The sequence below is a fragment of the Paenibacillus sp. RC84 genome, assembly GCF_041260495.1.
Taxonomy (GTDB): Bacteria; Bacillota; Bacilli; order Paenibacillales; family NBRC-103111; genus Paenibacillus_F.
Map to the genome: position 1 here is coordinate 298,048 of NZ_JBGBYL010000007.1, position 14,793 is coordinate 312,840.

17 protein-coding genes and 2 pseudogenes are annotated in these 14,793 nt (G+C 45.7%); 15 read left to right on the forward strand and 4 right to left on the reverse strand.

All coding sequences use genetic code 11. The features are described from left to right. Positions 1-69 precede the first annotated feature (69 nt). The 5 genes and pseudogenes from ABH899_RS17815 to ABH899_RS17830 all read left to right on the forward strand — a co-directional run bounded on the left by ABH899_RS17815 (position 70) and on the right by ABH899_RS17830 (position 3,403). A complete protein-coding gene (locus ABH899_RS17815) occupies positions 70-612 on the forward strand; it encodes a YfbM family protein (RefSeq protein ID WP_369998873.1) in 543 nt (180 codons plus the stop codon). Between the two features lie 290 nt (positions 613-902). Next, positions 903-1,262: a hypothetical protein gene (locus ABH899_RS17820; RefSeq protein WP_369998876.1), complete on the forward strand. Its 360-nt coding sequence runs from the start codon at positions 903-905 to the stop codon at positions 1,260-1,262. 103 nt (positions 1,263-1,365) lie between these two features. After that, positions 1,366-1,566, forward strand: a pseudogene (locus ABH899_RS28605) (IS4 family transposase); the annotation flags it as partial. Positions 1,567-1,850: 284 nt separating this feature from the next. Continuing rightward, entirely contained in the window at positions 1,851-2,528 is a 678-nt protein-coding gene (locus ABH899_RS17825; protein WP_369998879.1) for a GNAT family N-acetyltransferase, read from the forward strand. Positions 2,529-2,911: 383 nt separating this feature from the next. Further along, positions 2,912-3,403, forward strand: a complete 492-nt coding sequence (locus tag ABH899_RS17830; RefSeq protein WP_369998882.1) for a hypothetical protein — start codon at positions 2,912-2,914, stop codon at positions 3,401-3,403. Positions 3,404-3,594: 191 nt separating this feature from the next. Here the strand turns inward: ABH899_RS17830 and ABH899_RS17835 are convergent. Then, positions 3,595-3,777: pseudogene (locus ABH899_RS17835) on the reverse strand (MarR family transcriptional regulator); the annotation flags it as partial. On the opposite strand from ABH899_RS17835, the gene ABH899_RS17840 reads away from it, so the two are divergent. Beyond that, positions 3,740-3,979 carry an aromatic-ring hydroxylase C-terminal domain-containing protein gene (locus ABH899_RS17840; RefSeq protein WP_369998885.1) on the forward strand — a complete coding sequence of 80 codons (240 nt, stop codon included), beginning with the start codon at positions 3,740-3,742 and terminating at the stop codon, positions 3,977-3,979. The pseudogene ABH899_RS17835 and the gene ABH899_RS17840 sit on opposite strands and share 38 nt — an antisense overlap. A 77-nt stretch (positions 3,980-4,056) precedes the next feature. Here ABH899_RS17840 and ABH899_RS17845 read toward each other — a convergent pair whose 3' ends face one another. Continuing rightward, on the reverse strand, positions 4,057-5,025 hold the full coding sequence (locus tag ABH899_RS17845) for an ABC transporter substrate-binding protein (RefSeq protein WP_369998888.1): 969 nt from the start codon (positions 5,023-5,025) through the stop codon (positions 4,057-4,059). A 369-nt stretch (positions 5,026-5,394) separates the two neighbouring features. On the opposite strand from ABH899_RS17845, the gene ABH899_RS17850 reads away from it, so the two are divergent. Further along, positions 5,395-5,970 carry a TetR/AcrR family transcriptional regulator gene (locus ABH899_RS17850; protein ID WP_369999065.1) on the forward strand — a complete coding sequence of 192 codons (576 nt, stop codon included), beginning with the start codon at positions 5,395-5,397 and terminating at the stop codon, positions 5,968-5,970. 79 nt (positions 5,971-6,049) lie between these two features. On the opposite strand, the gene ABH899_RS17855 is transcribed toward ABH899_RS17850, so the two are convergent. Then, positions 6,050-7,402 (reverse strand): MATE family efflux transporter, encoded by a 1,353-nt coding sequence (locus ABH899_RS17855; protein WP_369998891.1) that lies wholly within the window; start codon positions 7,400-7,402, stop codon positions 6,050-6,052. Between the two features lie 141 nt (positions 7,403-7,543). Between ABH899_RS17855 and ABH899_RS17860 the strand changes: the two genes are divergently transcribed. From ABH899_RS17860 to ABH899_RS17895, 8 genes are all read left to right on the forward strand, one after another. After that, on the forward strand, positions 7,544-8,224 hold the full coding sequence (locus ABH899_RS17860) for a TetR/AcrR family transcriptional regulator (RefSeq protein WP_369998896.1): 681 nt from the start codon (positions 7,544-7,546) through the stop codon (positions 8,222-8,224). 406 nt (positions 8,225-8,630) lie between these two features. After that, positions 8,631-9,203, forward strand: a complete 573-nt coding sequence (locus ABH899_RS17865) for a hypothetical protein (protein WP_369998898.1) — start codon at positions 8,631-8,633, stop codon at positions 9,201-9,203. Positions 9,204-9,325: 122 nt separating this feature from the next. Then, complete coding sequence (locus ABH899_RS17870; RefSeq protein WP_369998900.1) at positions 9,326-10,336, forward strand: hypothetical protein; 1,011 nt, start codon at positions 9,326-9,328, stop codon at positions 10,334-10,336. A gap of 248 nt (positions 10,337-10,584) precedes the next feature. After that, a complete protein-coding gene (locus ABH899_RS17875; RefSeq protein ID WP_369998902.1) occupies positions 10,585-10,860 on the forward strand; it encodes a hypothetical protein in 276 nt (91 codons plus the stop codon). 109 nt (positions 10,861-10,969) lie between these two features. After that, positions 10,970-11,236, forward strand: coding sequence for an SMI1/KNR4 family protein (locus tag ABH899_RS17880; RefSeq protein ID WP_369998904.1), 267 nt, complete (start codon positions 10,970-10,972; stop codon positions 11,234-11,236). 230 nt (positions 11,237-11,466) lie between these two features. Further along, a complete protein-coding gene (locus ABH899_RS17885; protein ID WP_009673985.1) occupies positions 11,467-12,027 on the forward strand; it encodes a DUF4303 domain-containing protein in 561 nt (186 codons plus the stop codon). 259 nt (positions 12,028-12,286) lie between these two features. Further along, the gene (locus ABH899_RS17890; protein ID WP_369998907.1) at positions 12,287-13,495 is read left to right on the forward strand and encodes a hypothetical protein; all 1,209 of its coding nucleotides are present in this window, start codon (positions 12,287-12,289) and stop codon (positions 13,493-13,495) included. A gap of 40 nt (positions 13,496-13,535) precedes the next feature. Beyond that, complete coding sequence (locus ABH899_RS17895) at positions 13,536-13,682, forward strand: hypothetical protein (protein WP_369998910.1); 147 nt, start codon at positions 13,536-13,538, stop codon at positions 13,680-13,682. Between the two features lie 29 nt (positions 13,683-13,711). Here ABH899_RS17895 and ABH899_RS17900 read toward each other — a convergent pair whose 3' ends face one another. Further along, a complete protein-coding gene (locus ABH899_RS17900; protein ID WP_016424203.1) occupies positions 13,712-14,731 on the reverse strand; it encodes an alpha/beta fold hydrolase in 1,020 nt (339 codons plus the stop codon). Positions 14,732-14,793: the final 62 nt, after the last annotated feature.

Consider the following 14,793-nt stretch of genomic DNA (forward strand, 5'->3'; position numbering starts at 1 on the left):
CGGATGCATCAACGCACATGCTGTTTCCTGTGATGCAAAATCCGTCCCTTGCAGGGGTTTTATTGTGGTATGGCGAATGATAAAAAAACTGCGAAGTTGGATAGGAGAGGACTTATGGGAATAATGGCCTGTTACTTGAGCTTAAATGATGCTCTGGCGGATGAAGTGGCACAACTGGACAATTCAGCTATCATTACCAAGATTGAGCAATTGATGGAAAATCGACTCTGCTCGGTTTATGAGATGGATAAATGTTGGGATGGGCTGCATTTTCTTCTAACCGGTGTATCTGCATCTCAACCGATTGAAGGTGATCCTTTGAGCGAGGCGATTGTAGGCGTCCATGTTCTGGACACAGAAGACTTCATAGCAGCCATTGGCTCGGACGAGTTGCCGCGCATTGTAGCATCACTGCAAGCCATTGATAGGATTGCGTTACGAAAACATTTCAAGCTCTCAGCATTCAGGGAACAACAGATTTATCCGAACACTTGGGTCGACGAAGAGACAGACGAGCGTTTCGCGGAGTTAACCTTGGAACTGCAAAACTTAATTTCCTTTTATGAACGCAGCCGTGACCAAGGCCATGATATCTTGATTAGTATCTACTGAAGAAGGGCGAAACCATAGGCAGCTTGTTATTTTCGGCCAGACGTTACGGGAAGTTCTCCAACAGATATTCCCGCATCGACCGCTCCTATATTTCGGAAGTTAAAAATGGGCTGGAAGCCGTCAATTTTGACGATGAAACCCGCTGGAACGGCTCGAGAATAATATATCCAGCGTTATTATAATGAGCTGCCATACCTCCTTCCTGGCACGAACAAAATTGAATTAAATAAAGTACTGAAAGAGTTTGTTGGTGTTAGAATAAGCAATAACTCTGATCAAACAGTAATTTTGTGAGCGAAGAAAATTTATATACTGTGGTGATGAAATTGGCGATTTTAGAAAAACGTAAGCGAAAGATTGTAGTAAACAACCAAGAATTTTATTGGTATATCGGTAAAGACCCATATGATAAAATATTTGCAAAAGCGTTGCATATTATTTCGCCAACCAAAGATTTTCTTGTAATATATCGACTTGATTTTGTTACAGAAGGAAGTATATTTCCAAAGTTGGAAGTGATTAAAAGTAGTTATATTGAGCCTGGTTTTTATAATTTAAATGAAAATGTTCATGAGCAAGAAGTGACACCTAAATGTGTTAGTGAAATAATATCATTTTGTCTTTCAAGTAACTCAAACTTCGCAGAGTAAAATTGGCCATGCACCCTTGGTAAATAAAGCTGCATCAGGATACAGATCTATCCCTTGTAAAAATAGAAACACCGCCAAGAATTGAACGTCCTCAAACATTTAAAAGACCGAATCATTTCCGGGCAAAGACTCCGTTTATCGATTCTTAAACCACATGAAATTCGCGTGGTGGCAGTCCCTTTTATCTCTGAGCGCTGCGACGGTTCAGAAAGTGGAGCAATTGACTTCCGATAACTGCGAGACCGCATTCATCTTTGACGATTCGATGTTTGATCGTAACCAAAGTAAAGCGGTGGAGTTGCTCGAACCTTTGCACTAACGAGAAACGATAGTTGAATCACTTACAATCAGGCCGCTCTTGGAACGAGTAAATTATGCGCCGCGGCAGTTCCTTTCGATTGTTCGCTGATAGACCCGTTAAGCTGAACCTTTTCACAAGTAACGGCAGGTTTTTGAGTTGAAATGTAAAAAAGGACCGTTTAAACTGTTTTGGAAAGATAACGGATTATGATGAGAGCGAGTGATCTTTGATGATAGTTAAATTGAGCAGGGAAAGGGTGAAGGACAACCAACAGAGGAGGCAAATCTTTGTACGATCATCTGGAACTAATGAGCATTCAAGCTGAAGTTCTCTACAATCATGATCATGCCGGCCGTATCACAACAATTAATGAGCCTGCGAACCAGTCTGCTCCTCGATTTTTTTGGGGACATACCGATGCCGGCAGCATTGTAAGATTCCGCAGCGACACACCCGTTCGCTTAGTCCATGACATCCTGCAATTCATGGGTCAGAGTGATTCAACCGGACAGCTTGCTAATGTTATTCGGGCATTGGAAAAGGACAGAGAAATTATAGGCATATGGATGGGTCCGGCTTTTGCTTGTCAAGAAATTGTAAAAGATTATACGGACGCCAGATTAGTCACTGAAGACAATAAATACTGTTTGGAACCAGGGTTTCCTACTCTATTATCGGAACTGAAGTTTCGAGAGCCGTGTTTTATGGTGACGGAAAACAACATGGCTGTATCTGTCTGTTTTAGCGCAAGAAGTAGTGATAAGGCGGCTGAAGCCGGAGTTGAGACATTGAAAGATTACCGAGGCAAAGGATATGCGATGCGCGTAACGTCCTCATGGGCTCAAGCGATACGACGGTCTGGAAGGATCCCTTTATATAGTACATCATGGGATAATTATTCTTCCCAGTCTATTGCAAAACGACTCCGTCTTCACCTTTATGGAACGGACATTTCAATCTATTAAGGTGTGCATCAAAAAGAAAGGCCATCCCGCAAAGGATGGCCTTGAAACTTTTAAAAGGGACAAGGCCGTAATTCAAAAATGGAAAAAACAAGAACTTATAACGTTAAACGCAACCGAGATTGGTTCTTATGTGAAATAATACTAATCAGGAAGATGGTGAACTTTTTTTGGTGAACAGATGACAGAATACAAAGTTGCTCTTGAAATAAAAAAAATGTAATTGTATAATAAAATGGTAATGACAACCAATTATAGTAAAGATTGGAAGTGATTGAGAAGAGTTTTTACACACAATTAATTCAGGTAGTAGTGCAGTAAAGTTATGGTTACTTATGGAAATTTCTGAAATTCATTATGAATCCCTAAAAAAGGAGTGTTACCCAATGAAAAAAGAATTTTCAAAATTAGTGGCTTCTGCAACTATCCTTTCTTCTGCTTTATTAATTTCCGTTGCGCCTGCAAGCGCTGCTACTGCACTTTTTGCTGGAGTTTCTAGTTCTGTTTCGTCAAATGACAGTTTAAAATCCATAGGGATTAGTCCTTATGAAATCAAGGATACACTAACTTGGTATTTAGACGGTAGTAAAACAGACCCTAAAAATACTAATTTTTCCGTTACAGGTGGATATGGAAATGTTAAACTGTTTGCAAAAAATACAGGAACACATAGTTTTAGAATCGAAGTAAAGCACGACTATAAGAATACGGTTATTTTTGATCAAACCGTTGAACCAGGTGGCACAGTTGACCCGATAAATAACAATAATAATCCAGCTGTCCCTGCAGGCAGTTATACAGTGCAAATTTACGGTGGACAAGGTTATCCAAAAGGAGAAGTTTTTCTTAAAAGTTCTGACACTCCGTGGCCAAACTAGGCTGAAATCCGAGACTTGTTCAAAATAATGCGAAGGGAGCTGCTAAGGCAGCTCCTTTCGCATTATTTCGCCAACAGGCCCCCGTTAAACTGAACCGTATCCTAGTCTAATCCTGATGCCGCGTTAACTTTGATAGGAGGTGGTTCAGCACTTCGGTCATCGTTCTAGCGATAGAAGTCAATCAGATCGCCAAACAGCTTCTTTCCGACCGGCGTTAGCCGAAAATACACTTCTTTCTTATTGTCGTTGAGCTGGGCTTTTCGAACCCACCCGGCCTTCAATAATTTATTGGGGACCTTAGAAGTGTTTCCTTTGCTTAAATTTAGCATTGCCGTGATGGATGTAACGTTAATCGGCTCCTGTTCTCCGATACATGCATGGGAAGAGTATCGCAAACTTCAAGTTGTGTCTGCATCGTTGGACGTAACCGGCGACGATTGGAACGATGTCCACTCAGCACTCATCAGGCCGGATGGTCATATTGCCTGGGCGATACCCCGCTCAAATCCTAATCCTAGACAAACGATTAAGGAAGGGATTGCCCGCTGGTGCGGAAACGTTACTTCCCGGTTCTAAACAAAATAGCTTCCGCCTATTACATAAGGCGGAAGCTATTTATTTATCCTTACCGATGACGGTGAAAGCAAGGACGCCTACAAGCTCAGCTTCTCGAACCGGACTTTGATGTCCTCAACCAGCAGCTTGGCCGCGATGATGCCGCCCGATGTATTCCACACCGCTTCATTGACATTGAAAGCCCGTTGTTTTTTTACAACGTTCAGATTTTGTCCGAGAGGGCTTTTCAGCCATTCGTCCGCCGTTTTGGAGGCATCGGTTTCACCTTTGCGGTCGGAAGTGAAATAGAAGAACACATCGCCATCAAGCACGTTTATTTGTTCCGTTGTAAGATCGTCGGTGAATTTATCTTTGTTTTGAGCCTCCGGGCGGGCAAAACCCAGCTGCTCAAAGACGACGCCGGCAAAATTGTTTTTGTAGTAGACGCGCACTTTTCCGGGCTGGAAACGGGCCAGCGAAACACGCATTTTCGTTTTATCGCCAAGGGCAGCTTTCGTTTGCTCAATGGCCTTGTTGTAGCTATCGAGAGCCGCTTTTCCTTCCGCTTCTTTGTTTAGCGCCTTCGCATACAGCTCGAAGTTTTCAATCATGCTATCGCCGAGATTTTCCGTAAAGACGGTTGGCGCAATAGCGGAAAGCTGCGGATATATTTTTTCGTGGCGGACCTTGGTTCCTAAAATAATATCCGGTTTCAGGCTGGCAATAAGCTCCAGATTGGGCTGCGACTCGTCGCCGATAACTTTGACGCCGTCCATCTTATCTTTGATATGATCAAACCAGGGCTCGCCAATCCACGACTTTACCGCAGCGACCGGTTTAATGCCAAGCTCCAATAAAGATTCGGTGCCTTGGTTCGTCAACACGACGATGCGCTGCGGCGTTCCGGTAACGGGAGTGTCGCCCATCGCATGTTTAATCATGCGTACCGGAGCTTCGCTGCTTTTCTCTTCTGGCGGCTGGGATGCGTTCGGTTTGGTGCAGGCTGCGACAAGTAAGGACATGAGGAGGAGGAGAGGCAACGCCATCCATTTTTTTGATCTTCCCAACAGTAATACCCCTTTCGGTTTCCCTTATTTTTAAAAATGATTATCATTCTCAATAGAGATTTACAGACGACTCCCTTAATTTGAATGATGCGGCTTTCCATGAAAACAGAAACGTTACAGATGTCACACGTGTGATCCTTGTCTACCTTAATATAAAACCTTATGGGTTGCAATGCTTGTCGAGGAAATGAGAGTGAAAATAGACACTTAAGAGAATGTGTCACACTTTGAACGTTTACCTAACTTCGCGGATGGCCAGGTGTAACCTATGATATAGTTGTATCGGTTATGTTTAAGCTTTTCATGCAGCGCCGGTTGGGTGGATAAGATCGAAATTTACACGATAAGAGGATGTGGCACACTTTGAACGTGCAGTCAGGCAAGCTTGCTCTACGATCGCAGGAATGGATTCAAACGGCTTTGTTTCAACTTATGGAAAAAAAAGAGTACTCCCATATATCGATAACCGAGATCGCGGATAGGGCCGGGCTTGCACGGCAAACCGTTTATCGTAATTTTCAAGACAAGGACGTCATCCTGCTAACCTATTTGGACGGATTTATGAAAGGGATGTGGCACGATGTGGGCGTCGGGATGAAGACCTCGTTCGACGAAGAGATGTTCGTCCTGCTGTTTCGCAATTGGAGACGCAATGCTCCCGCCGCCTTAATCCATAGTATCTTGACCAAAGACCGCAAGATCAGGCAGCTCATCTATAAAAGCATTTGTGACTACTTCGACGAGCTGCTCGCGAGCAGAAGAAATGAGCCGGGCGGAAACGGGGAGGGAGCGATTCATACACATCGGCTGTACGCAGGCAAATCGCTATCCTCCATCGTGCATATGATGCTGATCGAATGGACTCTGAACGATTTTCATCTGACACCGGAACAAATCGGAAGTGTGGTTAGCGATTTGACCGCTTCGATCCGGGCGTACCTATAAAGCCGAAGCAGTCCTGATCGATAGGAAAGGCAGGATCGGGGGAGTGCCCGTATCCTGCCTTTTTGCGTGTTATAGGTTACTACTGTACTAAATGATCCAAATCCGGCTTCAATTTGTTCCGCAAAGCATACAGCATGATGGCACCGACAAGGAACGCGACGGCATCCGCAATAACGAGCGACCAGACCACCCCATGGAAGCCGTTCATACGATTGGCGATATAGAGCACTGGAATGAGAGTAATTCCTTGAATTACCGACATAATAAACGCGGCGGTTCCTTGCGCTGTTGCTTGGAAGATTCCCGTAAACAATGTGGTCATTCCCGTAATGAACAAGGATAAGAACGTCACATGCAGAATGTAGCTGCCCATTTCGATTAATTGCGGGTCATTCGTAAATAAACCGATCAAGTGGCCGGAAATCAAATAGACGATGATGCCGAACAGGACGGCTAACGCCACAATCACTTTGATCGTAAATCCAATCGTATGCTTCATGCGTAATTTATTCGCTGTAAAAGAGAAGGCAATGAGCGGCACGACACCCTCGCATAAGCCCATCAGAATAAACTCCGGAAATTGCAATAAACGTGATGAAATTCCGTAAGCCGCTACGGACTGATCCCCATATTCGACAAGGAAATGGTTAAAGATAAGCGACATGGCACCCAAAAAGATACTCATAATAAAGACGGGAACTCCGATTTTAATCACATTGCTCAAAATGTCCTTGGTAACCTTGAACCATTTTAAGGAGACGGTTAAGAATTGGCTCTTAGATCTCATATGAAAGACGTAGAATATACTCGCAGCCAAGTTAGAAATGACCGTAGCAGACGCAACGCCAATCACGCCCCAATGGAAGACGAAAATGACTAGCGCATCAAGAATAATATTCACAACAACACTGAGAAGCATACCGATCATCGATGTGATTGCCGCACCCTCCGAGCGCACGACATTCTCCAGCGTGAAGAATAAAACGACGAATGGTGAACCGATAAGCATAATCGTGACATAGTCCTTCGTGAAACCGAAGGAGTCAGGCGTCGCTCCCAGGCCATGAACGATTGAATCGATCAACGGAAGGCTGACGGCCATCACGATAATACCCAGAACTAAACTGCTGTAAAAGGCGAATGAAGACACATGCTTTACATCCTCAACTTTTTTCTCTCCCAGCAAACGGGAGATGAATGTACCGCTGCCCATGCCAATCAAGTTGCCTAGCGCCATAATGGCCGCGAATAACGGCAAGGTTAGTGCGAGTGCGGTTAACATGGCCGTATTGCCCAGTGTACCAAGGAAATAGGCATTCAAGATGGAATAGATGACACTCATTGACGTGCCTAGCATCATCGGTACAGCAAAGTGAGCTACGGCTTTGACGATCGGTGCTTTTTCAAAATAATGGAGGTTCTCTGCATCCATGTGGGTCACTACTTTCTTTATATAATTTGGAATACGTTAGTCTAACAGTGTTAGGTTGAACCTTACAGTGTTAGATGATATCATGAACCTATGAACCTGTAAAGCATAAACTTACACTGTTAGATAAAAGGGCGGATATCGATGAAAAAGCAGCAGCCTCAGATTTCGGAGGATAAAATTTTGGAAACCTCCTGGGAACTTCTAGGGGAAGGTGGCATCGAGAAATTCAGCATGAGACGATTGGCCGACCGGCTGGGGATTCAGGCTCCCTCTCTGTACTGGTACTTCAAGAGCAAGCAGGATCTTTACCAGCGTCTGGCCAACCAGGTATCGAAAATAATCCTGGAGGAGTTCCGTTCCGAGGGGGATTGGAAGGAGCAGCTGACGGGACTTGCGGTAACGGTACGGAGTGTACTCAGCCGGTATCCCTGTTCCACACAGCTCATGATGATGACGCTGCCCCACGAACCGGATATCATCCGATTCACCAACCGTATGCTGCTCTGTGTGGAATCAACGCCGCTTGACCAAGAGCAGAAGATGCAAGTAGTTCTCACCCTTGTAAACTATGTCTACTACTTCGTTCTGGACGATTATCAGCATCAGCAAAATGTCACCGCTGTCCTTAAGGACCAGGGAGCACTTCCGGGTGAGGAGATGATTCACCTGCTGGACTCCATGAGCGAGACGGAAGCGGGACTGTTCCGGAGGATGTTCACGAACGGGCTGTTCGAGCTGATGGGGACCGACGGAGCGTTTGAGTTCGGATTGAAGCTGATTCTGCTCGGAATTGAGCAGGTGATAAAGGAGCAGGAGAAGTAGGGGGTAAAAAACGCTCATAGGGTGGTCCTAAAACTTGCCGTTACGGAAAGCACGGAGAACCATACCATAAGTGACGGCGAAAAATTTTGCTGTGGAAAGTTGGAGAGTGTTGTAGGAATGTGGAATAGTTCGACAGAGGGTGTCCCAAAAGTATAAAATGACGGAGGGACACCCTCTTTTATTTTAATGAGGGAGCGAAGCGCGCAGGGAAGGAGCTGGAGATTGTGCTGAACGGACAAGGCTACATCTCTACCCTTACAAAGGTCATTTCCAAAACTCAGGTGCAATGTAGGTAGACTCAGGACAAACAATCACTATAATGGAAATAAGAGACATACATAGAACCAATCTATAGAGTATAAACAAAAATCAGGCTGAGTAAGAAACGATTAGAGGAGGCCATCTCGTGGGAAGATCATTCGCAAATTTGCATATCAAGTCGAAAAACCTGGAGAAGACTGTCGAAGCATTAAGAGAGCTAAGCGAATCGCATGGCAATGTATTAGGCAAGCCAGATAAGGAGGCTCAAGAGATCAAAGAGGTCATGTACGTAAGCAAAAGCAACGAGAGCTGGATCAGCGTGCTCCACGACTATTTTGTATGGGGTACGGTGAAGGAGATCGGCAAAACGTTGTCCCGGCTTATCGAGGAGCCAGTGATGACCGCCGCATATATGAATGAGGAAATATTCGAGTTGTCGTTTTTCGAGAATGGAGACATTGGGGCCGAAAGAATCTTTTGTGAACCGTGGACAAGAGATGAATATGAACAACTCAAAGAAGAGCGTCTTAATGATGACTACTTGCGGAAAGTTTTGGATATCCGTAATGAGGATTTTGACGGCTTCATTAGCATTACAAGTCCGGCACAAGCCGTAGATAAGCTGTCGGAACTCGTAAGAATGTCTTTATGGAGTGATTCGGAATGGATACCGCACGAAGAAACTCTCAGAGAACGATTTGAGAAATATGAATTTTGAAAGGCTGTGAAGGAGCAAAAGCCTTCTGTGCGTATAAGCCATGATGCGATTCACGACTTGAGCAAATCGTGGATTTTCAGTAAATACGGACTTGTGATCAAGGCAACTAGGAGGGTTTACGAATGCGCAAAATATGGAAAAGAAGGATTCTGATCAATAATCCTGTTGCGCTGGACCGGGCTCAGATCGAGCAGGACTTGCGCGGCGGCAACCAAGTAATTGTCCAGTTCTCTCACCCGGAGTTTTATGGCTCCATACTGGAAGAAGTGGATGAGCTTTGCGCGCGCTGGGATGAGGATTTCGGAGTCCGTTTCTACGCCCACTATTCCCTGTCTTTTGATTGTCATACTCTCTTGCGGGTTCCCCATGTCAAAATGCTGCAGCTCAATAGTCTCGTCCAGGCACATAACACCGAAGCAATGGCCAAGCTGGATAACCTGTCCAGTTTGAGCTTAGGCATATACGAGCTGGAGAATTCGGAAATTCTGGGGATTGATACGCTGCGCTCTCTAAAAATTTTAAACGTTACCTCGGATAAAAAGATTCTCAACCTGCAATATTTTAAAGAGTTCTCTTATCTGGAAGAGTTGCATGTAGGGGGCAAGGTTAAAAACCTTGATGCTATAGGTTACCTGGAGAACTTGAATTATCTCGCGCTGCATTCGATCAGCAAACTGCCGTTACATTTTATTAACCGGCTGAGGAAGCTGCAGCACCTTCGCATTTTGCTTGGAGGCCGAGAGCATATTCGGGAAATTGAAGAGAATACAATCGAGAACCTGGAGATCAGTAGAGTGCGCGGCTTTCATGACCTGACCAATATTACGGCCTTTCAAGCGCTGAAGAGACTTGTTATTGAGGATCAAATCAAGCTGCAAGAAATCAGCTTTGACCGGGAAATGAAGGCACTGGAGGAGCTATCTATCAGGAATTGTAAAGGCTTGACTCGTTTGATGGGAATGGAGCAACTGCCTTTGCTGCACAAGCTTCGCATTTTCAAAACGGCAATCGACTTTGATTCCTTTATCAATCAGAAACTTCCAAATTCTTTATCTTCAGTGGAGTTTGCAACTTTCAAAAGTAAAGCAGACCAGGAAATACAACAATCTTTATTAAAATTGGGGTTTCAATAAAAGGGAGGAGTCTTGGCGACCAATTCGTTTCTCCGGAATCCTTCCATCCCTAGTTACATGAAAATGTACGATGGTGAATAAAGCTTTTTGTTACATTTATAGCTAGTTAATCACATAACGAGGCCGCCGATTCATTCGACGGCCTTCAGGCATATTGCGAAAACTTGATTGCAGCCCGGGGGTTAGCCGTCAATAAAATCGCACTATCGTGCGACAGAAGGCCTTGAAAATGGAGGAATGCCGAAATCATGTTGGCATTAAAGTTTATCTGTACCTGGGTATTGCTCGTTGCATCATGTTCGGCGGTATGGTGGAGCTTCAAAACAGAAAAGCTTATAACCGTCTCTTGGCTGGCGTTTCTACTACCCGCCGTCTTCCAGCTCGCGGCCGCTTTCCGGATCGGCCCCGGCATAGCGAAGTCGCTGATCGTGTTCGGCTGCATAAATCTTGTGTTCACTGCCCTTGTGGGTGTGGCTGTCTGGTATCTAGTCCAATTGGCTAATGCATATAAAAGAGGAAAATGATCAAAGTATTGTTCAGATATGGTGGGAAAAGCCCGCCATATCATTTGTAGAAGAAGGAGAGTCATCCAAACTTACAATAAACCATGAATAGAGAGAGAGGATCGAACTCATGTATGAGCGTTTGGCAGAAAAACTGAAAACGACTTCCGCTTTAAAATGGTTTCCTGGTCGTGGTGCGGAAGAGAGCTGGATAGCGGAAGCCGAAGAGGAATTGGGATTCCGCCTGCCGCCATCTTATCGCTGGTGGCTGGTTCATTACGGTAATGCCCGGTTGAGTGGCGGGAATATTCTAGCGATCGCTGCTCCGGAACACAGAGAGTATTACGACGGCGACCTTCTTTACATACACATCCGATCATGTGTTATGATCTCATGAATGATTTGATCGACGAGTATGCTTCAACGTTTGCGGAATTTCTAGAACGGCTGATTGACGAGCGTTCTTAAATAAGAATAAATGATAAGTAGGTTGGAAGCTGCGCGCTGCTGCTGGATTTTGAGATCGGCCGCGCCCGGGTGATCTGGGCTCAATTGGAGACGAAATAAGGCTGGAGCAAATAGAAGACGGCCTGAGCTGATCGACTAACGGAAAGGAGGACCATTGTCATGAAGCCGATGCAAGAAATAGAGACGCTGGCGATAGAGATCGCCGATGCGGCCAGAACGTCTTTTCGCGCTCTTTTTGAAAATGGCGAACGTTACTATTACTGTACACTATATACTACTGGCGAGGGACATGCGCCAAGCATCTCCGCCTGGTCGTGGGAAGCTTTGGAGATGGAATCGGCCAGGCAAGGAGACGAAAGTGACACACCGGGATCGACGATTGCGGAACTCATCAAATGGTCCTATGCCGATTCGCCCTATTGTTGTTTCGGGGATGAGAACTTCGATCACGTTAAACAACGATTTATCGAGCGTCCTTTCATTGCGGATCTTGATAATGACGAAGGGAATCGCGAGTTTGATTTGAGGCTGAAGGCCATGGAGCTGGCGATGAAAATGCTCGATGATGAAGGCGTGTTTGCCTTGAATCAACTGCGAGAGTCAGTATGCGTCCTTGTCGAAGTCATGCCGCCGGATGAGATCAATACCGAAATTGCCCTACGTTTGAATCGGGCGGAATCTCCGGCTATGCAAGTATGGTTGGCGGAAGCGGCGGAGTAGAAGCATCCGCTTTCGGGAACTCTGACCGTCTACTATGTTCCGATTTAACGGCGTATTTCAGGAACTTCCGGCGGACATTCATGAGGTGTTGATCGATGAAGTTTTTCTGGATATGGATGAGGAGGACACGGGCTTTCCTTTTGCACGCTGGTGACCGTTATTGTAGAAGAGCGTTCCGTATTTAAAAAATAAATGAATCTCTCACGAGAGAGAAACCGCCGAAATGACTTGATATGTTTTAGAAGAAAGGATGATAGAAATGCCAAATGATAGCCAAGCTCGTCCTTCAACTGGTTCTGTTAGAGAAGTTGGTCGTTATTCTATCGACCTGACAGGACCAAGCAGTCACTCTCTTGTCATTCAGCCCGGTGTGGGCAGTCTATCCATTGGACCGTCGCAATTGGGGAAGAAGGCAGATCTTCATGTTGCGCCTGATGCGCACATCGATTGGACCGTATTCGATGCCTTTACCACGCCGGCGGGCTCTCCCTGGCCGCGATTTCTGCATTATACAGGCAGTGACTCAGGCTTCTTTGACTGGGCGCAGAAACGTCCCATTGAAGAGATGACGTGGACTCCGATCCTGTCTGCAGACACGGTGGCGGACGCCAGTCAGTCCAATTTGCATGGCTTGCATATCGAGTTGGACCAGTCCGGCAAGTCTCTGAGCCTGAAGCTTCCGAAGCGGTATTTCCGCCTGAGTGTGTCCGGCGATCTATCACGCTTCTCGGCTACAGGCGATCTGCCATATTCTCTGACACTAGCGCCGAGCACCGGTCGACGCAAGAATGATACTCCTTTCTTGCTGCCCGACCTGGGTGAGCTGCATCAGGTAACGAGCTTGACGCTACAGAACACGCCGCTGGGACAGCCCATCTCGCTGGAGTGTCTAAATCGGTTCCCAAACCTTAACTCACTGAGCTTGTGGGGAAACTTCTGCGATCTGGACTTATTGGCTCATCATGCCCAGTTAATGAATCTGGAGCTGCGCTTCATGCCTGATCTGGGGGACTTGCCGACCTTGAACGCCTGGCCGTTACTTGACAGATTTATCGCTTACAATGTGGAAGAGATCGCTGGCAAGCGTCTAAAACAGCAAATGAAAACACGCGCTGAAAACCGCCCTTGGACCGACCATGCGTCAGTGAGCCAATTACGAAAGCCTGAGTGGTGGACGACCGAGTTCGGCCGCCCATTCTCGTCCTGGCCTAAACGTCTGGCCAAGCTGGCTAATGAAGCATACAACGTTGCACAGGCAAACTTGTCAGAGGCCCGTAGCTTTGCTGAAGCCGAGGCAGCCATTACCGCTTTCACTGTGCGCTTCAACAACCTCAAGGGCATCGAAACCACTGAACGAGAAGACCTTGGTGAAGCGGTATGGCAACTCAGCCAGTCTGACCACCTAATTGGCCAGCCTATAACAGAGGAGATGGCTCAACGCTGGTTCGATGCAGCGCGCGATTACTGAATGAAATAAGAAAATGAACGGGCACTAGGAAATTGGCAAATTGAAAATTGTCCTAGCACTCGATATCATGGACATATCTATAAAGCTTCGTACAGGAGTGTTGACCGGTGAGCTTGTTGAATCTGCGCTCCTCCAATTATTAGCTGGTACATCTGCCGAACTGAACTGGGGGATTATTGAAAAATAATAGATTCAATCTGTAGGCATAATGATGATCTATCCGTTTGTACTAAGCGCCAACAAGTGTTTTAGGTTATCCTCAATAAATTGATTATCGGAATTGTTGATTCCGCGACCGGCAAAATGGCCCCAGATCGACTTGATAGGACTAAAAACAGCATTAGGTATACGTTTAGCCTCGTATTCGTTATCGTCCGCCGAGCAGAAAAGATCCGTGCTCCCTGGCATGATGCAGGCAAGCGCTTTAATGCTTTTGAGCGCCTTATCGAAATCTCCGTTATAAGAGGGGTTTGCACTAATATCTGCATTTTGTCCGGTCCATAACATGGCTAGGACATTGTGCGGATCCATCTTCATAAAGCTATCTTCCCAGACGCCAGCCACAAAATCTTCCAATGAGTCATATCCCAGCTCACAATAAAGTTCCTCTCTGTAAAACTCCTGCGATAATCCCCATCCCGCATAGACACGGCCAACAGCGCACATGTCGACAGAAGTCAGCTGGTTTAGTTTGCTTGGATCGAAGCGGACTGCAGCCATAAGTGCAGCTTTCATTCCGTCCAGGACCACATACGTGTGGGGCCAAGTCTTTGCAACACCGGCAAAAGGTGCAATTCGTTCCACCATGTCGGGATAACTTGCCCCCCATTGGAAAGATTGAATGCCTCCCATTGACCATCCGACTACGAGAGCGATCTTTTGAATGCCTAATTTTTCGGTCACCAGCCGATGCTGTAATTTAACGTTGTCATAGATGGTTACCTCCGGAAAATTAGCCCGGTCGAATGGGGGAGGCGTGTTGCTGGGAGACGAAGATAATCCGTTGCCCAGCAGATTTGGAACAATAATGAAATATTTCTGCGGATCCAGTGCCATGCCGTTTCCAATCAACCATTCATTCTGAACATGCTGGTCGCCAAACGCAGTCGGATAGACGATGACATTATCTTTCTTTTCATTCAATGTTCCATAAGTCTTATAAGCAAGAAAAGCGCTCGGCAACGTCACTCCTGATTGCAAGGTTACGTCACCCAACTCAAAAATCTCATAATCCATCGTATTGTCGCTCCCTTCAAGATGAACCCACACATTTAAAATGTATTTCTTGTACTTAGTAT